The sequence below is a fragment of the Vibrio sp. KUL70 genome, assembly GCF_059725515.1.
In genome coordinates this window covers 1,248,739-1,270,939 of the sequence record NZ_AP045834.1, presented here as the reverse complement: position 1 = coordinate 1,270,939, position 22,201 = coordinate 1,248,739, and the positions used below count along the sequence as shown (strand labels likewise).

Below are 22,201 nucleotides of genomic sequence, written 5' to 3'. Positions count from 1 at the left end.
ATTGACCTTAATAAACATTGTGAATTTCTGATAAAGATATAGAGCCTGAACGTCGATTATAACGAGTTTAAGAACGCAATAAGTGCGTCACGTTCAGACTTATTCAACTTGAGCACGTTCTGCTTAGCTTGCTCAGCTTCACCACCGTGCCAAAGCACAGCTTCCATCACGTTACGAGCTCGTCCATCGTGCAATAGGAACGTATGGCCGTTAACTTCTTGCGTGTAGCCCAAGCCCCAAAGTGGTGTCGTTCTCCACTCACGGCCATTCGCCAAGTATTCAGGACGGTTATCTGCCAGGCCTTCGCCCATATCATGTAAAAGCATATCGGTATACGGACTGATAAGTTGTTTAGACAGTGCCGGTAGCCCTTCTCGCTCCATAGTACGGATATCGGTTTGGTGACAGCTTTGACAACCCGATTGCGCAAACAGTGCCTGCCCCTTAACGACTTGTGGATCCTCTACATTTCTGCGAATTGGTACTGCTAAGTGTTGAGAATAGAACTCGACAAAGTCGAGAATGTTGTCACTCACTTCCGGTTTACCGCCATCAGGGAAATCAGTGCACGTTGATTGCGCCGAAGTGCAGTTTTCATTTGGGAATAGGTTACTTGTTAGACCTAAGTCACCATTAAACGCCGCAGCATTTTGCTGCATGAGGTTCGGTTGCCCCGCTTTCCAGCCGAAGCGACCTAGAGACATTTCATTAGTGCGAACATCGAGCACTTGGTTTGCTTTACCAGACACTCCATTGTTCTCTAGCTGTTGCTGCTTAGCAAAACCTAGAATGGTCTCTTCTGGGATACTTTCTAATAGGCCAAGACCAATCATCGGTGGTGCGACACGCGCTGAGAATTGTGCTTTAGGGTGCATCTCGCCAAAGGCTAAATCGGTGATGGTTAATGTTGGCTTGCGAAGTGTTACAACACTGCCATCGGCAAACGTCACAGGCACATCAGTATAGGAGATATTGATCTTGCCTTCAGGCTGAACACCTTGAATTGCAAAGTCTTGAAGTTGACCACCGTACGTTGGCTCAGGAATCACACCATCACGAATAAAAGCGGTTTTCTGCTCTGCCGTTTCTGCAGGGATGCTGAGGCGAACCAACATCGAAACGGCATTCTCATCGCCTTTTTCAGGCGCGTGTCCACGTCCATCTTTGATGTGACAGTTTTGACAACCGTTAGTATTAAATAGTGGACCTAAGCCATCACGAGCATCTGTCGATGAAGGCGCCGGAACCCATGGGTTTCTGAAGAAGCTATTACCGACACTAAAGTCCAGACGCTTGGTCATGGGCAGGTTTGCTGCAGGAAGAGAGAATGCGTTCGCTCCCTCTTTTTTGACGGTAGTCTTACCGCCAGAGTAAACATCGTGGGCGTGTAATGGAGGAACGAAAAACAGAGCGGTTAAAAACGAGGCGGAAAGATACGACTTCATACATTGCCTTTGCTAAGTTAGTGAGTAGTTAGCTTCGTTGTACTTTTTATTGGCTAATACTTAGATTTATTAGATTGGGTTAGCTTTGATGATTAAGGCTCAACAAATAAGGGCTCAAACGAGCCCTTATAAATATCGAGACATCACGAAAGATTAAAATTCGTGATCAGCTGTATCTGGGTTTAAGCTATCGATACCAATGATGCCCGCTGCACGCTCGATTGCAGCCGTTTGAGATACCAGCGCAACAATAGTTTTATTCACAAGTGCGTTACCCGCCGCGTTGTCTGCTGCGATCAGTTGATCGAAATACTCGTTGTTCTTCTCTGCCGAAGAAACAAGCTCACCAACTTGTGCGCGTGCTAGGTCAAACTGCTTCTGGATCTCTTTTGCCGCTTGCTTATCTTTTTGCTCAACAAGATCGTAGATGCTTGGACCAGAAAGCAATGTACCGTCTTCACGCTTGTACAGACCTGTGTAGACGTTGTAGATGCCTTGCTCGTTGTAGTAGTGAGAGTTGTGCGTATTGTCAGAGAAACAATCGTGCTCATCTTCAGTAGAGTTAGCTTCTAATGCTACCTTCATACGCTCACCAGCAAGCTCACCAAGAGACAGAGAACCCATGCCGAATAGCATCTTACGTAGGCCATTGTCACTAGATTCTGCGAGTAGCTCTTGACGGTAGTTACCCTTCTCATCCGCAGACCACTGCTTTTCCATCCACTCAAGATCTTGAACTAGAAGTTCTGCCGCCGCTTTAAGGTAAGCGCCACGACGCTCACAGTTGCCATTTGTACATTCCGCCCCAACCACAAAATCTGTGTATGCACGCGCACCAGCACCAGCGTTAGTACCGTTTAGGTCTTGACCCCAAAGTAGGAATTCAATTGCGTGGTAACCCGATGCAACGTTCGCTTCAGAACCACCGATCTCGTTTAGGTCAGCGATAAGCTCTGGTGTGATGTTTGATGCGTCAACTTTAGTTTGACCAATTTGGAAGGTTTCGTTTGCAACGATGTTTGCACTCGCGCCTTCGTTACCTAGCTCGTATTGGTAGTCAGTTGAAACGTAGTCGATTAGACCTTCATCTAGTGGCCATGCGTTTAGTTGACCTTCCCAATCATCAACCACAGCGTTACCAAAACGGAACACTTCAGACTGTTGGTAAGGAACGCGAGACTCCAACCAAGCTTGCTTTACCTGTTCAAAGTTACTCGCAGACGGCGAAGCTAAAAATGTGTCGATAGAAGAGTTAAGAGCTTTCGCTGTAATCACAGAGTCAGCAAATACCGCGTGCGCGATGTCAGCGTAGTGCTCGACAACTTGATCTTGGGTCACTGCTGCAAAAGATGAAGCAGAAGCAAAAATGAGTGACGAAGTAACCGCTTTAGTCACTAAAGATTTAATGGTCATGAAGCATCCTTGTTGAGCTTGAATTATTATAAATATCGGTAGTGCAAACCATTATCATTTGCACTACTTATTGCAATAATACAAATTTACAATTTATTTGCAAGGCAAATACAAAAAAACCTCACAAATGTGAGGTTTTTTCTTCATTTTATGCTAACTGCAACATGTTACATCAGTCGATGTTTAAGTTGTGCTTACCGTGAGACACTTTTGCTTTGAGGTAATTTTCATTACCAGACTTGATATGAGCCGCGGTGTTTACGACCTCTTCGATCTCAATACCGTAAGACTTCAGCTCGTTGATTTTTTTAGGGTTGTTAGTAATTAGACGGATTTTAGTCACCTCTAATGCACGCAACATCTCTGCAGCTTCAGTGAAATCACGTAAGTCATCACCAAAACCTAGGTGATTATTCGCCTCGTACGTATTCATACCTTCGCTTTGCAAACGGTAGGCGTCAATTTTGTTGTAAAGGCCAATACCTCGACCCTCCTGACGAAGGTAAAGAATAATACCGCCAGACTCCCCCATGCGACGAATCGTCTCGTCTAACTGTTCACCACAATCACAACGTGACGAGTGGAACACATCCCCAGTCAAACACTCTGAGTGCATGCGAACGAGAGGGATTTGTTGCGTTTTGTCTGCTGCTCTGAAAATCACAGCAACGTGTTCTTTGTCTGTTTTTAAGCCGTGGAATGAAAGAAGCTCTGCATCAATGTTGCTGCTTGCTCCAACTTTAAAATCTACTCTGGCACGAACTTCCGCCATATCTACACTCACTTGCAATTCGTTGTATTTAACAGCGCTACGTTATTCATTTCAGTAATAATTTTGTAGCGAACAATCTAATGATAGACACTATGGCGCTGTTGATCACTTTTTTCAAGGCTCCGAACCAAGAAAATGTTATAATATAACACTATTTGTTAGCAGTATTAAAAAACCCCACACCAACTAGGTTGACATGGGGTTATAAATTAGGCTGTTAGATTGACTTAACCGACCTGTTTCTGCTTCCAGATCACGAGTTGAATCCAAGCGTTTTCCAACTCAGCCAGCTCTTCTTGCGTCAAAATGGAGACGGTTGACTTAGCACTGTACTTATCTGCCCACTGTTCAGACTGGACATGGCTATAAAACTCTTTTTTTAGATTTGAGATTACGTTTTCCACCAATACGTCCTTATATTGAAGTGCCAAGTCATATACGAGTCATATATGTTACAAAATACAGATCTTGAGGTAAACAATTAATTTAATTTTTTATGGACTCGCCTTAACACTTTTAATTAGCAAATATACAAATAGCAATAATAAGAGAAGCGGGAAGAGCCAAAGTAACCCATTTGTCATTTTGAACGCGGGTTTATATAAAACAAATTCCCCATATCGCTCAGTCATATATTCAATGATTTGTGTATCGGTTTTTCCAGACTTAACCATGCTAAATACATGAAGTCGTAAATCTTTCGCTATTGGCGAATTTGATTCAATCAAATTTTGATTTTGACACTGAGGGCAACGTAATGTTTTCGCTAATGATATTGCTTGTTGCTGCTGAGCTAAATTATCAAATTCAAACAACTCAACTTCTATCGCAACCTGTTTGTTATTAGAAACAAACAGCTCATTCGCTTTTATTAGTGGGCTGACACCTAACGCACTCAAGAACAACAATGCCAATACTAAGCACTTCATAACGTTGCCTTATTCGTAAAATAGTCAGCAAACTCCTCTTGCCACACTTGTTGTGTCATTGCTCCCACTAGCTTTTTAATCACTCTCCCCTGTTGGTCAACTAAGTATGTCTCTGGTGTACCAATAACGCCTAGATCCAACGCCAATTTGCCATTAGGGTCGCTTATCACTTGATAGTACGGATTACCGGAAGTTTGAAGCTCCTTAATTGCCGCTGCAGCCGTGTCACGATAGTTCAAGCCAATGATAGGAACATCATTATCTGCAAGCTTTAATAAGACTGGATGCTCTTGCTTACATATTCCGCACCACGAAGCCCATACATTCACTAATTGGTATGGATGTGCAGTCACATCTTCTCTCGTCAAAGTAATAGGGGCATTTCCGCCTACCGCACTTCCGACAGATATGGATAGACTCGCAAGCGAAAACTCAGGGAAATCTCTTGTATGTTGCTCGGTGACACTGACTTGTTGTTTTTTACCTAAAGCCAAACCAAAGACGACCATCACTACAGCAGTAATGGCAAACAGCATCACCATTTTATTGCGAACATTGGATTTCATAACCTGTCTCCTTGATTCGTCGCTGATACCTTTGCACGACTAACACTAAACCTCCTAACATCATGAGTAACGCACCCAACCAAATCCAGCGCACATACGCTTTGTACTGCACTCTAAATGCATAACCTTGACGATCGACCTTCTCTCCCATTGTGATGTAGATGTCGCCATGCCAGAACCACTTCATCGCAGGTTCACTCATATTCATCACCCGTACAGGGTAATGGCGACGTTCGGGGGCGATAACGAAACGATGCGCTTCGTTTGAGACCTCAATAACGCCTCTCTCTGCTGTGTAGTTGTTTCCTACATAAAGCTCTGTCTCTTGATAGGCCAACGTCCAGTCGATAAATTCAACTTGGCTCTGCGGTGCCAAACGGTAGCTCGCTTCAAAAGAGTGAAAACTGTTCATCCCAGCTCCTACCGCGAGAATAGCCACACCAAGATGCGCTATCGACATTCCAAATAGCTTACGCTGATAACGCGTGTTACGGGCGCGCCACAGGCCATAGCCATGGGTGAAAACGACCCAACACGCTAAGCACCAAGTAACCAATACCATCCTTGAGATTGAGTACACGTTGCTAGTTAACACTTGTGGTACGTATAGAAGTACGCCACTTGCCATTGAAACCACTGCCAATAACATCGCTAACTTGAGCGAACATTGTGGCTTACACACCATTAGTGGTGCGATACCCATCATCACAAGAGCCAATAGCCCTAATGGTGCAATCAACAGATTGAAATACGGCGCGCCAACAGAAATTGTCCCTAGACCTAACAATTCGAAAACCATTGGGTAGAAAGTACCAAACAGAACAATCGACATCGCCAATATCAACATCAGTGCGGCGATCAACACCATAAAGCCTTTACTTTTAAAACTAACAATCGCTTGCGATTCGAATTGCTCCCCTTTAATGATTAACAGGGAGAAAGAGCTCAGTAATACCAAAACTAGGATCAAAAGTAATGACATTCCTTTGGTCGGATCAACCGCAAATGCATGTACTGAAGTAAGCACTCCAGAGCGAACAATGAAAGTGCCTAAGATACTTAGACTAAACGTGATAAAAGCTAAACTGAAAGACCACTTCAATAACTGTTTCTTACCATTGGCAACGCCCAAAATATGCAGTAACGCCGTCGCGGTTAGCCAAGGCAACAAGCTCGCGTTTTCAACCGGATCCCAGAACCACCAGCCGCCCCAACCTAGCTCGTAGTAAGCCCACCAAGAGCCAAGCGCAATACCCGCGGTTAAGAAGCACCAAGCCACTAAGCACCATGTTCGGCAATGTCTTACCCAATCAAATTCAATAGGTTTGACCATCAAGGCCGCAACTGAAAACGCCAAAACAACAGAAAAACCGACGTAGCCAAGGTAGAGCAATGGCGGATGAAAAATCAGCCCAACATCCTGCAACATAGGGTTCAGATCGCGTCCTTCAGTAACAAACACTGAATTAAGTTCAAATGGATTGGAAGCAATCAAGGTAAACCAAGCGAACACCGTGATAAGTAGATTCATTACCCAAAGGACTGCATCACAATAGTCCGTTCGATAATGATCTCGTCTGGCGATAAGCCCTGCCCAGCAGCTTAAGGTAAGCACCCAAAAAAGCAACGAGCCTTCATGTCCTGCCCATACAGCTGCTATTTTAAAGGCGCTTGGTAGTTGGGTATTTGAATGCTCAGCGACGTAGAGAATCGAAAAGTCGTCCTGACAGAAAGCCAAAGCGAGGATACTCACAGCAGCAATCGATAGAACAGTGGCCGCTTGAGTCGCACTGCCAATGAAGGCGGAATGGCGCTTTGACTGAGTATACTTACCAGCCAAATAAACAATACTCACCAAACTGCTGAGGATTGCGACGCCAATGAGATTGAATAGCCCTAAAGAACCTAGCATATCACCTCGATATGGCCCCAACGAAGGGGCCGGATAGAACAAACGTCACTCACGCTTACGCTAGAGTTAGTTGACCTGCATAAAGTACAAAGGTACGAAGCATTAAAACGCCCGCCAAACTTAAGCAAGTCACAGCAAAAATGTAGACTCCAGTATGACGAACCGCTTTCGGGGTAAAAGCATTGAGCAGCAAAGGCAGAACCATGCCGATACCAATCACGCCATACCAGAACCAACTCGCCCAGAACCCACTGCCAATGGCATTCCACGCCGCTTGCTCGCTTTGACCACCAGCGAAGATCAAACCAGTGAAGAAGGTCACGAGAACGAACAGTTCAAACATCACCACTGGACGTTCGAAACCATGGATCCAAGAGATACTCGGGCCTTGAGGAGACTCTTTAAACACCAGAACCCCAAACAAAATGCAAGCTGCGGCACCCGAGGACAAGCTCGAGAACAAGAACAGTATCGGTAATACTGGGTTGTTCAACATTGGGAATGTGTTGAGCGCTGATAGTAGGAAACCGGTATATGCCGCAAGCAAGAGTGCTAGCACTGCCAAAAAGATTTCTGTTGCGTTTTCAAGAGGTTCAAGTTTGCTTATGAGTTTCCCAACAAAATCTAAACGTCCTTTAAGCCAGCTCTGCTCACTCAAAAACAGCGTGATCTGATCCCTGAATATGATTCCGATCCATACAAACAAGATCGCCATGTAGACTTGGAATAGGATCACACCCATCGACATCACAGATGTTGGGTTATAGAAGATCATGATCTTCCAGAAAGAGAGTGGCTTCGTAAGGTGAAACACCAAAATAAGCAGGCCCGAAATGATGCCAAATGGCGCAAGAAAAGCCGTTGCCTTCATCACTCCGTTCTTCGACGCATCACCTTCGATAACCTTTCTCTTGAGGTAGATAGAGATCATCACTGCACCCGCTGACATACCTGCTAAAAACAAGTAGATAGCAATAATCCAATCCCAGACCACGGTTCCAGATTGGAAAGCTGTATCCCATGCACTCATAATCAAATCTCCCCTTTCTGATGTGGCACTTTGTAAAGCTTAGGCTGAGTACCTAAGTGCACTTTATCTCTGTAAACCACTTCGGATTTCAGCACTTGATTGATCGTACTGTTCGGATCATTAAGATCGCCGAATATCAGTGCTGTTGTTGGACAAGACTCCACGCAAGCAGGCAGTTTTCCTTGTGCTAAGTTCGTATCGCGACAGAAATTACACTTGTCGGCCGAACCGTCTTTTGGATTGAAAAAGCGTACTTGATAAGGGCAAGCCAGTAGACAATAGCCACAACCAACACACTTCTCTTTGTGTACGTCGACAATGCCAGTCTTCTCATCTTTATATGCCGCACCTGTTGGACACACCATGACACACGGGGCGTTGTCGCAATGCTGGCAGGAGTTTCGTGTAAAGCGATAATCGACATCAGGGTATTCACCTTGTGGCTCGCTGCGCACAATTTCCAACCTTGAAACGCCTTCAGGAACCTTATTCACTTCCCGACACGCTTCTGTACAGGCTGTACAACCGATACATGCGGTTTCATCGTGGATCATTCCATAGCGCTTATTGCCATCAGTCTGTACACTAGCCAGTGTTTTTCTGCTAGTAACAACCGATGTGCCAGCGATCCCGGTTGTCACAATCACTGCACCGGCACCAGCTAAAAAGTTTCTTCTAGAGCAGCTCATAGATTACTCCTCCTCTTTCTTCTGGTTAAAGTCTGAGTGACAATCAACACACAGTTTGATCGTTTGTTTCTTATCTAAACTCAGAACCTTAGATTTATTAGCGTGTACATCGTGACAATTTGAACAAGTTAGGTTTTTAGCGTGAACGTCATGTGTCCAGTTATCTTCTTGTAAATATTCTGGTTTATGACAATCTGTGCATCCACTATTTGCTTGTAAGATCTTTTGAGGATCCAGAAATACCTTATTTGTTCCTTTTTGCGATTGTGCGGATCGATATTTGATCACCTCTGGTGCCCCTTCTCGGTGATCCGGACTTATATTACTGTGACAATCTGTACAGTTAATTTCTCGTCCAACAATATTATGTGCATCTATACCATGTGAACCCAATAATGTTTCTTTGGAATCTTTATGACATTGAACGCACTTATAATCTTTATCGCGAATTAATTCGACTGCATGCCTATTTGATTCCGTTGGCGTTATTTCAACGGATTCGGCAACAGTATGAATGGAATAACCATAGAGGCAGAATGCTAGAAGGGATTTAAGCATTATGACTATGGCCAATTTTATATTGCCCATTTTTCCTTTCCTTATATCGGATTTATTTAACTCTCAACTAAATAAAAATCCGATTAAACAAAAGTATCCTTAAACAGCACTATTACCGTTTAAATGATATCAATTCTTATTTTGGAAAAGCCACAACGCTTTCTGTTAATAAGGATATACCCCTAATGGGTTAAATTGAAATTTGCATTGATGATTATGTGAGCATAGTCACCACATTTAAATAATGGTTATATCCATAAGTTATTGTTCTTTAATGAGAATAATTCTTATACTTACCTACTCACACTGCCCCAACCTACCCCTTTAGGGTTATTACTGAACTAGCGTGATTCACATCACTAGTGATAATTGATCTAAAACAACAATGCCTCAACACGTAACAAAATGTGTTTGATTATGAATTAATATAAACAGGAATTCTCCAATTCTTAATTTGAAATAGCAAACTCACAACGCTTGGTATAAAAATCAGTATATTGGAGATATCACTGTGAAAAAGCACTGGATACGTAATTCCGTCACAGCCTTATTGCTGGTCAGCACTTCACTAGTAAGTGCAGCTAGCTTTGCTGCGTCAGAACAAAAAACAATTGGTGACCCTCGTAACGAGCAATTCGAGCAGAACCACCCTGACCAATACCACTCTTGGAAACAAACATCGGAGAGTGAACATATAGAAGACGCGTTACATGAAGACCCAAATATGGTGATCATGTGGGCGGGTTATGGTTTTGCAAAAGACTATAACAAGGCCAGAGGCCACTTTTATGCACTTGACGATGTCAGACAAACGCTTCGTACGGGCGCACCAATGGACGAAGGATCTGGCCCTATGCCAATGGCGTGTTGGAGCTGTAAGAGCCCAGATGTAGCTCGTGTTATCGAAGAGCGTGGCGAAGATGGTTACTTCGAAGGCAAATGGGCACGCCTAGGCGAAGAGATCGTCAACCCAATTGGCTGTGCAGACTGTCATGATACGCAAAGCGACGGCTTTAAAAACGGCGAACCCGCTTTGAAAGTGACTCGACCTTATGTTGAGCGTGCATTCGAAGCGATTGGCAAGAAGTTTGATGAGCAGAGCCGCCTCGATCAACAAGCTTCTGTATGTGCGCAGTGCCACGTTGAATACTATTTCACCGGCCCAAACAAAAGCGTTAAATTCCCTTGGGATCAAGGCACAACCGTCGAAGAGATGGAGCGTTACTACGACGCTCTGAACTTCAAAGATTGGACACATAAAGTCTCTAAAGCGCCGATGCTAAAAGCACAGCACCCAGGCTATGAAACATGGCGTGAAGGCATCCATGGTAAGAACAAAGTGGTTTGTGTCGACTGCCACATGCCGAAAGTGACTAAAGAAGATGGAACTGTGTATACCGATCATAAAGTCGGAAACCCATTCGACCGCTTCGAAGACACTTGTGCAAACTGTCATACACAAAGCAAAGAGACCATGCAGAACATCGTTTCTAGCCGTAAAGCGCAAGTGCTTAACATGAAGCTAACCGCAGAGAAACAGATTGTGGCAGCACACTTTGAAGCGGGCGCAGCCTGGGATGCTGGTGCGACTGAAGATGAAATGCAACCTATCCTACAAGATATTCGTCATGCACAATGGCGCTGGGACTATGCGATTGCCTCTCACGGTGTACATATGCACGCTCCTGAAGTTGCACTAGAAGTGCTAGGCACAGCGGTTGATAGAGCAGCAGATGCACGTACCAAACTGGTTCGCCTGCTAGCGAAAAAAGGAATCACAGAGCCTATCGTGATCCCAGATATCTCAACCAAAGCGGCTGCACAGAAAGCGCTAGGCATGGATATTGATAAGATGAACGCTGATAAGAAGCACTTCTTAGATACTGTCGTTCCAAAATGGGATGAAGCGGCTGAAAAACGCGAAGCGAATTACGACTATTAATCGTGACAGCCAAGGGCGGTAATTTCAGCCAAAACCGTGAGTATCCATACTCACTATGATCAAAGGCTGCTTTTTAACGCCCTAAAATAGACGTCACCATCAAATCAAGCCACACTCTACGTGTGGCTTCAGATTGCTGACGAACCCCACTTTTTGAAGTGGGGTTCTCTTTTTCGAGCGGCCGTAGGCCGCGATCGCGATATTTTTTTATTATGCGAAGTTTGGAAGAGCCCAACACTTAAATTGGCATCTAGACGCCATAATTTGACGTATTTGGGACATATTTAGCCCTATTTTTTGTAAATAGCTCACCACCAAGGCTATCTTCTTGATGTTTTGAGCGGCAGCTGCCAACCAACATTGCATTTGCACTTTCGAGAGCCCGCGGAAGCGGGCATAACGGTGACCATGGTGCTGCTTAGCGTCGGCGAAGCTCCGCTCTACCGTCTCACTTCTTCGCCTATACGTCTTTTTCCATAAGGTGAGAGCCGCATTTGGTTGGCTCTATCCATCGCGTCCGTATAGATGTGTCTTGTAATGACTTTCTTCATATTTTTACTTTGCGTACAGTCATCTCTCATTGGACAGAACGCACACTCTTTCGGGTCGGAGTGATACTCACGATACGCATCTCTAGACGTTGTTTTATAGATGAGCTCTTGACCGTTAGGGCAGCGGTAACTGTCTCGCTCTTCATTGTAGATGAAGTGCTTTTTCTTGAACGCATTCTTTGTTCTCGATGGTCTGCGATAACCGAACACGCCCAAGATATTTCGACGCTCTAATGACTCAGCGACTGGCGCAGTGAAGTAGCCCGCGTCGAGTCCAACGGCGATTGGATTAAGGTTAAATTGCTCTAGGGTATAGTCCAGACGCTTCACATAAGGTTGAGAGTCATTGATATTACCTGCTGTGACATGGGTATCTAAGATAATGCCATGCTGTCCATCCACTGTACGGTGGTCGAGATAGAAGAAGCCTTGGGGCTTATTATCTCGAGTCATGAAGCCACTTTCCGGGTCGGTAGTACTCGTTTTGGTGTTCTTAGTTTTAGGCTCAGCGGTACGTGACTTTAGAGGTTTCTTACCCTCTTTCTCTCGGTCTAGCGCGACATCTTCATCGAGCATATCAAGATAAGCACTGGCGCGAACCTTAGTCACTTTGTTCGTGTGCTTATTTTTGTTGGCATTGGCTTTTAGGTGCGTGCTGTCAGTAAATAGTTCTTGGCCTGCGACCAAACCTTTCGCCATTGCCTGCTCTACGATATTGATAAAGATACGCTCAAACACATCGGTACCATTAAAGCGGCGAATACGGTTTTGGCTGAGTGTCGATGCATGGATAACTTTCTCTGTCAGTGACATACGCAGGAACCATCGATAAGCGACATTGACTTCAATCTCTTTCACGAGTTGTCGCTCGCTTTTTATTCCGAAGAGGTAACCAAGCAGGATGATTTTAAACAGGCGTACAGGGTCAACAGGTGGGCGACCGTTGTCTTTACAGTAGAGGTGAGCGACTTCATTACGGATAAACTCGAAGTCGATGGCTTTATCTATCTTACGAACTAAATGGTTCTGAGGAACGAGCTGTTCCATGGTGACCATTTCGAGTTCATATTGTTGAGGTGAAGGCTCTTGAAGCATAGTGAGATATCCATATTTCGATACCCCTATTAGATCAAAGGTCTAGCTTGAAAGCTAGACCTTTGTCAGCAGTCTGAAGCCACACTCTACGTGTGGCTTTCTTTTATCTTATTCACCCACTCGAGAGCCAATGGAGAACCGATGAAAACAACATTAGTCATCACCGCATTGTGTGCAAGTTTAACCTGTGGCATCGCTCAAGCCTCTGAGCGTGCAGAAACGGGGTGGGAATGGATTGAGCAAGGCGCTTTGATTGTTGATGTAAGAACGCCTCAAGAATTCGCAGATGGTCATTTAGACAATGCGATTAACTATCCTCTCTCTGAGATAGAGCAGCATTTCGCGCAACTCGACAAGGACACTCAAATCGTTCTTTACTGTCGTAGTGGCAATCGCTCAGGTCAAGCCTATCAATGGTTAGAGAGGCAAGGCTTCACCAATTTGCATAACGCTGGTGGATTGGTAGAGATGCAGCAAAGTAAATAAGCTCTGGACTTTATTCGTCTTGATAGGAAAACAGAGTCTTTAAGCAAGATCGTTGGTTGATCCTAACAAGCTAATCAGTAAAAGGCGTTTTACTACAGCATCTGCTTAGCTTGATTGATTGAGTGGATGATTGAAGCCCTATCGAGCCCTTGCTGGTTCGAGTCTAGCAGCTGAGTCCAAACCTCGATCGCTTGCTCATATCGCATGCTAATGAAGTGATCGCTCGCAATGAGCATTAATGCTGTACGATCGTTAGGATCAAGCTCCAACGATCGTTTAAGAAGTGCATTAACCTCCTCTCCCATCGACTGCTTATTCACGTAGTATAACGCCGTAGCTTTTGCAGCAAACAAGCGTGCTACTGGCGTGCGCTCTAGTCGGATAGCGTAATCGTAGCTTGTTACGGCGGCTGCAAACTCCCCTTGTTCAAGGTAGACACTGCCGAGTTTAAACCACAGTTCTGCTTGGTTTGGATCTTGTTCAAGCTTGCTCTGCAGTTCACTTTGGTAGTTAGCGAAGGTAACGGGTTGTGACTCAGAAAGGTCAGGCTGTGGCAGATCTTGTTTCATCAGATACCATAAAATCGCTGTCCCTAGAACAGCGAACACTGCCAAGCTTAAATTAAAGCGTCGTGCCGTTTTGCTGCGACTACTCCTAAAGATCATCAAGACGATAAAGAGGCTTGTAAGTAAGATCGAGATCAACAACCAATTTTCCATGCATATCTCCTAGAGTAGAAGCCTTACTTTACCCCTTTCTTCAACAATATACTTTGATCGAGTTTACGAACTTTCCTGACTTTGGTGCTAAATTTGACACATAAAAAAACCGAGCACTAAGGCTCGGTTTTTATTCATAAAATCATGTTTAACGATAGATTTTATTCTGTGTCTTGCTCATCTGAAGATGCATCTGCAGCTGGCTGTTCAGCTGTTGCTTCTGGCGCTTCACCTTCTGCAACTTCACCTTCAACGACTTCTGCTTCTTCAACTTCGTCGATGCGCTGTAGACCAACTACGTTTTCGTCTTCAGAAGTACGGATTAGCGTTACACCTTGCGTATTACGGCCAACTTGGCTTACTTCCGCTACGCGAGTACGTACTAATGTACCTGCGTCGGTGATCATCATCATCTCATCGCCTTCTTCAACTTGAACTGCGCCAACAACTGGGCCGTTACGTTCAGAGACTTTGATAGATACAACACCTTGAGTTGCACGACCCTTAGTTGGGTACTCCGCAAGCTCAGTACGCTTACCGTAACCATTTTGAGTCACAGTTAGAATGTCACCTTCGTTAGAAGGAACAATCAGCGACACAACTTGGTCATCTTCTGGAAGCTTCATACCGCGAACACCTGCCGCTGTACGACCCATCGGGCGAACTTTATCTTCGTTGAAACGAACCACTTTACCCGACTTCGAGAACAGCATGATATCGCTATCACCATTCGTGATGTCTACGCCAATTAGCGAATCATCATCACGTAGGTTAACCGCGATTAGGCCGTTAGCACGTACGTTTGCGAATTGATCTAGTGATGTCTTCTTAACAGTACCGTCGCCAGTCGCCATGAAGATGAACTTATCTTCAGAGAACTCAGATACAGGTAGAATTGCCGTAATGCGCTCACCTTCTTCTAGAGGAAGAATGTTCACGATTGGCTTACCACGAGCAGTACGACTTGCTAGTGGTAGTTGGTAAACTTTCAGACGGTACGTCTTACCACGAGTAGAGAAACATAGGATGTTATCGTGAGTATTAGCAACAAGCAGACGCTCAATGTAATCCTCATCTTTCATCTTAGTCGCACTCTTACCTTTACCACCACGACGCTGTGCTTCGTAGTCGCTTAGGATTTGGTACTTAACGTAACCTTCGTGTGACAGTGTCACCACTACGTCTTCTTGAGCAATCAGCTCTTCCATGTCGATATCGTGGCTAGCTGCGGTGATCTCAGTGCGACGTGCGTCACCGTAGATATCGCGAACTGCTTCTAATTCTTCACGGATCACTTCCATTAGACGCTCAGTGCTTGCAAGGATGTGCATTAGCTCAGCGATCTCATCAAGAAGTGCTTTGTATTCGTCTAGAATCTTCTCGTGCTCTAGACCGGTTAGACGGTGTAGACGAAGTTCTAGGATTGCTTGCGCTTGAGTTTCCGTTAGGAAGTACTGACCGTCACGGATGCCATATTGGTCTTCTAACCAATCTGGACGAGCCGCATCAGTGCCTGCACGCTCAAGCATTGAAGCAACGTTACCTAAGTCCCAACCACGTGAAACTAGGCCAACTTTTGCTTCTGCTGGCGTTGGAGCGTTCTTGATAAGTTCAATAACTTCATCAATGTTCGCTAGAGCCAGAGATAACGCTTCTAAGATGTGTGCACGATCACGTGCTTTTCTTAGTTCGTAGATAGTACGACGAGTCACAACCTCACGGCGGTGGTCTACGAAGCACTTAAGCATGTCTTTCAGGTTGAACAACTGTGGTTGGCCGTTGTTTAGAGCAACCATGTTGATACCGAAAGTTGTTTGCAGCTGAGTTTGTGCGTAAAGGTTATTTAGAACCACTTCGCCCACTGCATCACGCTTACATTCAATAACAATACGCATACCGTCTTTATCAGACTCGTCACGCAGTGCACTGATGCCTTCTACTTTCTTATCTTTAACCAGTTCAGCAATCTTCTCGATCAGACGTGCTTTGTTTACTTGGTAAGGGATCTCAGTAACGATAATGGTCTCTTTACCATTCTTCTCTACTTCGATGTCCGCTTTTGAACGCATGTAAATCTTGCCGCGACCAGTCTTGTAAGCATCGACGATGCCTTTACGACCGCTGATCAGCGCTGCTGTTGGGAAATCAGGACCAGGAATGTAGTCCATTAGCTCATCAATCGTGATCTCTTCATTATTGATGTAAGCCAAACAGCCATCAACAACTTCACCTAGGTTATGAGGTGGGATGTTGGTCGCCATACCTACTGCGATACCAGAAGCACCGTTTACCAATAGGTTAGGAATTTTCGTTGGTAGAACCGCTGGGATCTGTTCAGTACCATCATAGTTAGGTACGTAGTCCACCGTTTCTTTATCAAGGTCAGCCAAAAGCTCGTGGGCAATTTTCGCCATACGAACTTCGGTATAACGCATTGCAGCCGCGGAGTCGCCATCGATAGAACCAAAGTTACCTTGGCCATCAACTAGCATGTAACGCAGTGAGAACGGCTGAGCCATACGAACAATAGTGTCGTATACAGCGCTATCACCGTGCGGGTGATATTTACCGATTACATCACCTACTACACGAGCAGATTTTTTATATGGTTTGTTCCAATCATTACCAAGTACATTCATCGCGAATAGAACGCGGCGGTGTACTGGCTTTAGGCCATCACGCACATCAGGAAGGGCACGACCAACGATGACGGACATCGCGTAGTCTAGGTATGAACCTCTAAGCTCATCTTCAATATTTACGGGCGTGATCTCTTTCGCTAGATCGCTCATAGAGCCATTTTCCCTCTATAGTCAGATCGTATTTTTGAATACGTATAAGACCGAAAAATATAACACAAATTTACCTTGTGAGGCATCACTTTCCCTATCCTTTTATCATCTTGTGAGCCTAGTAGCCAATCAATTGATGAGAAATTGCACGTCACCATCATATCTTGCTGAAAGGTGGTTACTTTGCGTCCAACAAATACGCAAAATTGTAGATCTTCTGGTCAGAGAAAAAAGCCAAGTTATAATGCTCTCAATTTCATGGATGCATTATTTAACTTGGAAATGCCGATTATGACCAAATCACAGAACGTCGACCCAGCAGAAATCAAAAAATTCGAAGACATGGCGTCACGCTGGTGGGATCTCGAAGGCGAGTTTAAGCCTCTTCACCAAATCAACCCTTTACGCCTAAATTACGTGCTAGAGAAAACAGAAGGCCTGTTCGGAAAGAAAGTTCTCGACGTGGGTTGTGGCGGCGGAATTCTCGCTGAGAGCATGGCAAAAGAAGGCGCAGTTGTTACTGGTTTAGATATGGGTAAAGAACCGCTCGAAGTGGCTCGTCTACACGCCTTAGAGACTGGCACCGAGCTTGAGTACATTCAAAGCACCATTGAAGATCACGCAGAGCAAAACCCACAAACATATGATGTGGTCACTTGTATGGAGATGCTTGAGCACGTGCCGGACCCACAATCGGTGATCACCGCTTGCTCTAAGTTAGTGAAGCCAAACGGCCACGTCTTCTTCTCAACACTAAACCGCAACTTTAAGTCGTACTTGTTTGCGATTGTTGGCGCAGAAAAGTTATTGAAGATCGTTCCTGAAGGGACTCACGAGCACGAAAAGTTCATTCGCCCTGCTGAACTTATCAAGATGATAGATAACACGCCTCTACAAGAATTAGGCATTACGGGCTTGCATTACAACCCATTGACAGACACCTACCGCTTGGGAAGTAACGTAGATGTTAACTACATTGTTCACACAAAGAATTTTGCGTAAATCCTATCAATAACCCCATAAAAAATAATTTAATTTAGACTAATGAAAAAGGTTGCAATTACCATAAGTTTGCGACTTTTTTCAGTCTAAATTTCGTGCTCTCGATTCCAATTTAACCATCTAGATTCAATTTTAACCTTTGAAAATCCGCCTCCTCTTTTAGCCAAAGATCAAGGAATTTTTTTTTATGAGCGCGCAAAATTAAACCATCATCGAAAAGCCAATTTTCTGCAATCAAGTGAGAGCTATCCTCATCAGTTAGTGGTTACTTACAGATTTTTTTCAATTCAGTAGTTATCCACAAGAACTCCCATTTCTTTGCCTTGAAAAATCTCCGGCCTAGCACTATCTTGTAACCCAACAAACAAATGACCCCTATATGTTGTGTTTGAACTACAATATATGGGTAGACCAAGATCACAAAGCCGACATGTAATTTACAAAAATTACACAGAAATAGACAAAAACACGGCTTTAATCAGTTTTGTTAGGGAAATTAAGCAGAATGAACCAACAACTTACTGTTACTAAGCGTAACGGTCGCAAAGAAACGATTGATCTAGAAAAGATCCACCGCGTGATCACATGGGCAGCAGAAGGCTTGCACAATGTTTCTGTATCACAAGTAGAATTGAAAGCTCACATTCAGTTTTACGATGGCATCACCACAACTGACATCCATGAGACAATCATCAAGTCAGCTGCGGATCTGATCTCCGAAGAGACTCCTGATTACCAATACTTAGCTGCGCGCCTAGCTGTATTTCACCTACGTAAGAAAGCGTACGGTCAATACGAGCCGCCAGCACTATTTGACCACGTTGCAAAACTGGTTGATATGGGTAAGTACGATAGTCACCTTCTGGAAGACTACACGCCGGCAGAGTTTGCAGAGTTGGATCAATACATCGATCACAAACGCGACCTAGACTTCTCTTACGCAGCGGTTAAGCAGCTTGAAGGTAAATACTTCGTGCAAAACCGTGTAACGAAAGAGATCTACGAAAGCGCTCAGTTCCTGTACATCTTGGTTGCTGCTTGTCTATTCGCTAAGTATCCGAAAGAAACTCGTCTTGATTACATCAAGCGTTTCTACGATGCAGCGTCGACATTTAAGATTTCCCTACCGACACCGATCATGTCTGGTGTACGTACTCCTACACGTCAATTCAGCTCTTGTGTACTGATTGAGTGTGGTGACAGCCTAGATTCAATTAACGCGACAGCAAGCTCAATCGTACGTTACGTTTCTCAGCGTGCAGGTATTGGCATCAACGCTGGTCGTATCCGTGCTCTAGGTTCAGAGATTCGTGGTGGTGAAGCATTCCACACTGGTTGTATCCCATTCTACAAATACTTCCAAACTGCGGTTAAGTGTTGTTCTCAAGGTGGCGTACGTGGCGGTGCAGCAACAGTATTCTACCCACTATGGCACGGTGAAGTTCAGTCTCTACTTGTACTGAAAAACAACCGTGGTGTAGAAGAAAACCGTGTTCGTCACATGGATTACGGTGTACAGCTGAACAAGCTTATGTACTCTCGTCTGGTTCAAGGCGGTAACATCAGCTTATTCTCACCATCTGACGTACCTGGCCTATACGATGCGTTCTTCGAAAACCAAGAGCGTTTTGAAGAGCTGTACGTTAAGTACGAAAACGATCCATCAATCAAGCGTGAAACAGTAAAAGCGGTAGAGCTATTCTCTCTACTAATGCAAGAGCGTGCTTCTACTGGACGTATCTACATTCAAAACGTAGACCACTGTAACACTCACAGCCCATTTGATGCTGAAGTTGCACCTGTTCGCCAGTCAAACCTATGTCTTGAAATCGCGCTACCAACCAAGCCGCTAACAAACGTAGAAGACGACGAAGGTGAGATTGCACTATGTACGCTTTCTGCATTCAACCTTGGCGCTATTGAGTCTCTTGATGACCTAGCAGAGCTGTCTGACCTAGTGGTTCGTGCACTTGATGCACTTCTTGATTACCAAGATTACCCACTGCCAGCGGCTTACAAGTCAACAATGAACCGTCGCACTCTGGGTGTTGGTGTTATCAACTACGCATATTACCTAGCGAAAAACGGTGTTAAGTACTCAGATGGCAGCGCAAACGGTCTAACTCACCGTACATTCGAAGCTATCCAATACCACCTATTGAAAGCGTCGGTAGAGCTTGCGAAAGAACAAGGTAAGTGTCCTTCGTTCCACGAAACGAACTACGCGAAAGGCCTACTGCCAATCGACACTTACAAGAAAGACATTGATCTCGTATGTGAAGAACCACTTCATTACGACTGGGATGCACTACGTGCAGAGATCGTTGAACACGGCCTACGTAACTCAACACTAACAGCGCTAATGCCTTCTGAGACATCTTCTCAGATCTCTAACGCGACAAACGGTATTGAGCCACCACGTGGTTTCGTTTCTGTAAAAGCATCGAAAGACGGTATTTTGAAGCAGGTTGTGCCTGACTTCCTAAACCTGAAAGACAACTACGAGCTACTTTGGAACATCGGTTCTAACGACGGTTACCTACACCTAGTGGGTATCATGCAGAAGTTTGTAGACCAAGCGATTTCAGCAAACACTAACTATGATCCAAACGTATACGAAAGCGGTAAAGTACCAATGAAGAAACTTCTTCAAGATCTACTGACTGCATACAAATACGGTGTGAAGACGCTTTACTACCATAACACTCGTGATGGTGCGAAAGATGAGCAAGGCGCAGTGGCACAAGAAGATGATTGTGCAGGCGGCGGTTGTAAGATCTAAGCACAAGTAACAAACATAAGAACCCAGAGAAGCCTCCTTCTCTGGGTCTAAAGCATTAACGAGGCCTGTTATATAGGTCTGGAAAGGATTTGAGGCATTCATGGCTTACAGTACTTTTACCCAAACAAAAAATGACCAACTAAAAGAACCTATGTTCCTTGGTCAATCTGTAAACGTAGCGCGTTACGACCAACAGAAATTTGAAATCTTCGAAAAGCTTATCGAGAAGCAACTGTCTTTCTTCTGGCGTCCAGAAGAAGTTGACGTATCTAGCGACCGTATCGACTACAACAAGCTGCCGGAGCACGAGAAGCACATCTTCATCTCAAACCTGAAGTACCAAACGCTTCTTGACTCAATTCAAGGCCGTAGCCCGAACGTTGCCCTACTTCCACTGGTATCACTACCAGAAGTAGAAACTTGGATTGAGACGTGGTCTTTCTCTGAGACAATTCACTCTCGCTCATACACGCACATCATCCGTAACATCGTGAATGATCCAGGCGTTGTGTTCGACGACATCGTAGAGAACGAACACATCCTAGCGCGTGCGAAAGACATCGCACATTACTACGATGAGCTAATCAAGTTGACTTCTGACTACCACCGTTACGGTGAAGGTACGCACAACATCAACGGCGAAGAGATCAAAGTATCTCTATACGAGTTGAAGAAGAAGCTGTACCTATGTCTAATGTCTGTTAATGCTCTAGAAGCTATCCGTTTCTACGTAAGCTTTGCATGTTCATTTGCGTTTGCAGAGCGTGAGCTAATGGAAGGTAATGCGAAAATCATCAAGCTAATCGCTCGTGATGAAGCACTTCACCTAACTGGTACTCAGCACATGATTAACCTGCTACGTAACGGTCAAGATGACTTCTCATTCATGCAGATTGCCGAAGAGTGTAAGCAAGAGTGTTTTGACCTATTTAAAGATGCGGCAGAGCAAGAGAAAGAATGGGCAGAATACTTATTCAAAGATGGCTCTATGATCGGTCTAAACAAAGACATCCTTTGCCAATACGTTGAGTACATTACGAACATTCGTATGCAGGCGGTTGGTCTAGGCACAGCTTACCCAGAAGCAACGTCTAACCCTATCCCGTGGATCAACGCTTGGTTGTCTTCTGATAACGTTCAAGTAGCACCACAGGAAGCAGAAATTTCATCTTACCTAGTTGGTCAAATCGACAATGAAGTAAGTGCGGACGACTTCGAAGGTTTCGAACTGTAATGCCAACACTGAAGATCAACAAACTCATCACGATTGAATCTAACCCATCTAATACTCTGTTAGAGACGATGGAGCAGGCAGGACTTGAACCTGAGTATAACTGCCGAGATGGTCACTGTGGTGCTTGCCGCTGCACGTTGGAGTCTGGTGAAGTCGAGTATGTTGGTTTTGCTATGGCGTACACACAAAGCGACGAGATCTTGCCTTGTATTTGTAAAGCCAAAACAGAGTTGTCATTGAGCAACGTGATTCACCGCAACAAGCAGAAACGCGCTTAATCATGC

19 protein-coding genes are annotated in these 22,201 nt (G+C 44.6%); 6 read left to right on the top strand and 13 right to left on the bottom strand.

The window, feature by feature from the left end; translation table 11 throughout:
- Positions 1–56 precede the first annotated feature (56 nt).
- The 10 genes from AC6I7V_RS05780 to nrfB form a co-directional block, all read right to left on the bottom strand.
- Positions 57–1,445: a di-heme oxidoreductase family protein gene (locus AC6I7V_RS05780; protein ID WP_498011521.1), complete on the bottom strand. Its 1,389-nt coding sequence runs from the start codon at positions 1,443–1,445 to the stop codon at positions 57–59.
- A gap of 153 nt (positions 1,446–1,598) precedes the next feature.
- Positions 1,599–2,858 carry an imelysin family protein gene (locus AC6I7V_RS05775; RefSeq protein ID WP_255230906.1) on the bottom strand — a complete coding sequence of 420 codons (1,260 nt, stop codon included), beginning with the start codon at positions 2,856–2,858 and terminating at the stop codon, positions 1,599–1,601.
- Positions 2,859–3,030: 172 nt separating this feature from the next.
- Entirely contained in the window at positions 3,031–3,630 is a 600-nt protein-coding gene (locus AC6I7V_RS05770; protein WP_261883130.1) for a GTP cyclohydrolase II, read from the bottom strand.
- 227 nt (positions 3,631–3,857) lie between these two features.
- Positions 3,858–4,034 carry a hypothetical protein gene (locus AC6I7V_RS05765; RefSeq protein WP_255230907.1) on the bottom strand — a complete coding sequence of 59 codons (177 nt, stop codon included), beginning with the start codon at positions 4,032–4,034 and terminating at the stop codon, positions 3,858–3,860.
- Between the two features lie 90 nt (positions 4,035–4,124).
- Positions 4,125–4,559: a heme lyase NrfEFG subunit NrfF gene (gene nrfF, locus AC6I7V_RS05760; protein ID WP_255230908.1), complete on the bottom strand. Its 435-nt coding sequence runs from the start codon at positions 4,557–4,559 to the stop codon at positions 4,125–4,127.
- A complete protein-coding gene (locus AC6I7V_RS05755; protein WP_498011520.1) occupies positions 4,556–5,125 on the bottom strand; it encodes a DsbE family thiol:disulfide interchange protein in 570 nt (189 codons plus the stop codon). The genes nrfF and AC6I7V_RS05755 overlap by 4 nt, the downstream gene beginning before the upstream one ends.
- Positions 5,103–7,037 carry a heme lyase CcmF/NrfE family subunit gene (locus tag AC6I7V_RS05750; RefSeq protein ID WP_498011519.1) on the bottom strand — a complete coding sequence of 645 codons (1,935 nt, stop codon included), beginning with the start codon at positions 7,035–7,037 and terminating at the stop codon, positions 5,103–5,105. Before AC6I7V_RS05750 ends, AC6I7V_RS05755 begins: the two co-directional genes overlap by 23 nt.
- A gap of 55 nt (positions 7,038–7,092) precedes the next feature.
- Positions 7,093–8,067 carry a cytochrome c nitrite reductase subunit NrfD gene (gene nrfD / locus AC6I7V_RS05745; RefSeq protein ID WP_498011518.1) on the bottom strand — a complete coding sequence of 325 codons (975 nt, stop codon included), beginning with the start codon at positions 8,065–8,067 and terminating at the stop codon, positions 7,093–7,095.
- A 2-nt stretch (positions 8,068–8,069) separates the two neighbouring features.
- The gene (gene nrfC / locus AC6I7V_RS05740; RefSeq protein ID WP_255230912.1) at positions 8,070–8,756 is read right to left on the bottom strand and encodes a cytochrome c nitrite reductase Fe-S protein; all 687 of its coding nucleotides are present in this window, start codon (positions 8,754–8,756) and stop codon (positions 8,070–8,072) included.
- A 3-nt stretch (positions 8,757–8,759) separates the two neighbouring features.
- Entirely contained in the window at positions 8,760–9,344 is a 585-nt protein-coding gene (gene nrfB / locus AC6I7V_RS05735) for a cytochrome c nitrite reductase pentaheme subunit (protein ID WP_255230913.1), read from the bottom strand.
- A 481-nt stretch (positions 9,345–9,825) separates the two neighbouring features.
- On the opposite strand from nrfB, the gene nrfA reads away from it, so the two are divergent.
- Positions 9,826–11,256 carry an ammonia-forming nitrite reductase cytochrome c552 subunit gene (gene nrfA / locus AC6I7V_RS05730; RefSeq protein WP_498011517.1) on the top strand — a complete coding sequence of 477 codons (1,431 nt, stop codon included), beginning with the start codon at positions 9,826–9,828 and terminating at the stop codon, positions 11,254–11,256.
- Between the two features lie 210 nt (positions 11,257–11,466).
- On the opposite strand, the gene AC6I7V_RS05725 is transcribed toward nrfA, so the two are convergent.
- A protein-coding gene (locus tag AC6I7V_RS05725) for an IS1182 family transposase (RefSeq protein ID WP_498010706.1) occupies positions 11,467–12,902 on the bottom strand; the annotation gives its coding sequence in 2 pieces (ribosomal slippage) (positions 11,467–11,729 and positions 11,729–12,902; 1,437 coding nt in all).
- A 141-nt stretch (positions 12,903–13,043) separates the two neighbouring features.
- Here AC6I7V_RS05725 and AC6I7V_RS05720 point away from each other — a divergent pair.
- Positions 13,044–13,388: a rhodanese-like domain-containing protein gene (locus tag AC6I7V_RS05720; protein WP_498011516.1), complete on the top strand. Its 345-nt coding sequence runs from the start codon at positions 13,044–13,046 to the stop codon at positions 13,386–13,388.
- 92 nt (positions 13,389–13,480) lie between these two features.
- On the opposite strand, the gene AC6I7V_RS05715 is transcribed toward AC6I7V_RS05720, so the two are convergent.
- Both AC6I7V_RS05715 and gyrA read right to left on the bottom strand, forming a co-directional pair.
- The gene (locus AC6I7V_RS05715; protein ID WP_498011515.1) at positions 13,481–14,107 is read right to left on the bottom strand and encodes a TPR domain-containing protein; all 627 of its coding nucleotides are present in this window, start codon (positions 14,105–14,107) and stop codon (positions 13,481–13,483) included.
- A gap of 161 nt (positions 14,108–14,268) precedes the next feature.
- The gene (gene gyrA, locus AC6I7V_RS05710) at positions 14,269–16,899 is read right to left on the bottom strand and encodes a DNA topoisomerase (ATP-hydrolyzing) subunit A (RefSeq protein WP_255230917.1); all 2,631 of its coding nucleotides are present in this window, start codon (positions 16,897–16,899) and stop codon (positions 14,269–14,271) included.
- Between the two features lie 258 nt (positions 16,900–17,157).
- On the opposite strand from gyrA, the gene ubiG reads away from it, so the two are divergent.
- From ubiG to yfaE, 4 genes are all read left to right on the top strand, one after another.
- On the top strand, positions 17,158–17,901 hold the full coding sequence (gene ubiG, locus AC6I7V_RS05705; protein WP_498011514.1) for a bifunctional 2-polyprenyl-6-hydroxyphenol methylase/3-demethylubiquinol 3-O-methyltransferase UbiG: 744 nt from the start codon (positions 17,158–17,160) through the stop codon (positions 17,899–17,901).
- A gap of 505 nt (positions 17,902–18,406) precedes the next feature.
- Positions 18,407–20,683, top strand: coding sequence for a class 1a ribonucleoside-diphosphate reductase subunit alpha (gene nrdA / locus AC6I7V_RS05700; protein ID WP_498011513.1), 2,277 nt, complete (start codon positions 18,407–18,409; stop codon positions 20,681–20,683).
- A gap of 100 nt (positions 20,684–20,783) precedes the next feature.
- On the top strand, positions 20,784–21,917 hold the full coding sequence (gene nrdB / locus AC6I7V_RS05695; RefSeq protein WP_032549288.1) for a class Ia ribonucleoside-diphosphate reductase subunit beta: 1,134 nt from the start codon (positions 20,784–20,786) through the stop codon (positions 21,915–21,917).
- Positions 21,917–22,195 (top strand): class I ribonucleotide reductase maintenance protein YfaE, encoded by a 279-nt coding sequence (yfaE, locus tag AC6I7V_RS05690; protein WP_255230919.1) that lies wholly within the window; start codon positions 21,917–21,919, stop codon positions 22,193–22,195. The genes nrdB and yfaE overlap by 1 nt, the downstream gene beginning before the upstream one ends.
- Positions 22,196–22,201 lie beyond the last annotated feature (6 nt).

Excerpts from the sequence above, each read along its gene's own strand:
- AC6I7V_RS05780 (WP_498011521.1), bottom strand. The coding sequence starts at position 1,445 with ATGAAGTCGTATCTTTCCGCCTCGTTTTTAACCGCTCTGTTTTTCGTT.
- AC6I7V_RS05775 (WP_255230906.1), bottom strand. The coding sequence starts at position 2,858 with ATGACCATTAAATCTTTAGTGACTAAAGCGGTTACTTCGTCACTCATT.
- AC6I7V_RS05770 (WP_261883130.1), bottom strand. The coding sequence starts at position 3,630 with ATGGCGGAAGTTCGTGCCAGAGTAGATTTTAAAGTTGGAGCAAGCAGC.
- nrfF (WP_255230908.1), bottom strand. The coding sequence starts at position 4,559 with ATGAAGTGCTTAGTATTGGCATTGTTGTTCTTGAGTGCGTTAGGTGTC.
- AC6I7V_RS05755 (WP_498011520.1), bottom strand. The coding sequence starts at position 5,125 with ATGAAATCCAATGTTCGCAATAAAATGGTGATGCTGTTTGCCATTACT.
- AC6I7V_RS05750 (WP_498011519.1), bottom strand. The coding sequence starts at position 7,037 with ATGCTAGGTTCTTTAGGGCTATTCAATCTCATTGGCGTCGCAATCCTC.
- nrfD (WP_498011518.1), bottom strand. The coding sequence starts at position 8,067 with ATGAGTGCATGGGATACAGCTTTCCAATCTGGAACCGTGGTCTGGGAT.
- nrfC (WP_255230912.1), bottom strand. The coding sequence starts at position 8,756 with ATGAGCTGCTCTAGAAGAAACTTTTTAGCTGGTGCCGGTGCAGTGATT.
- nrfB (WP_255230913.1), bottom strand. The coding sequence starts at position 9,344 with ATGGGCAATATAAAATTGGCCATAGTCATAATGCTTAAATCCCTTCTA.
- AC6I7V_RS05720 (WP_498011516.1), top strand. The coding sequence starts at position 13,044 with ATGAAAACAACATTAGTCATCACCGCATTGTGTGCAAGTTTAACCTGT.
- AC6I7V_RS05715 (WP_498011515.1), bottom strand. The coding sequence starts at position 14,107 with ATGGAAAATTGGTTGTTGATCTCGATCTTACTTACAAGCCTCTTTATC.
- gyrA (WP_255230917.1), bottom strand. The coding sequence starts at position 16,899 with ATGAGCGATCTAGCGAAAGAGATCACGCCCGTAAATATTGAAGATGAG.
- ubiG (WP_498011514.1), top strand. The coding sequence starts at position 17,158 with ATGGATGCATTATTTAACTTGGAAATGCCGATTATGACCAAATCACAG.
- nrdA (WP_498011513.1), top strand. The coding sequence starts at position 18,407 with ATGAACCAACAACTTACTGTTACTAAGCGTAACGGTCGCAAAGAAACG.
- nrdB (WP_032549288.1), top strand. The coding sequence starts at position 20,784 with ATGGCTTACAGTACTTTTACCCAAACAAAAAATGACCAACTAAAAGAA.
- yfaE (WP_255230919.1), top strand. The coding sequence starts at position 21,917 with ATGCCAACACTGAAGATCAACAAACTCATCACGATTGAATCTAACCCA.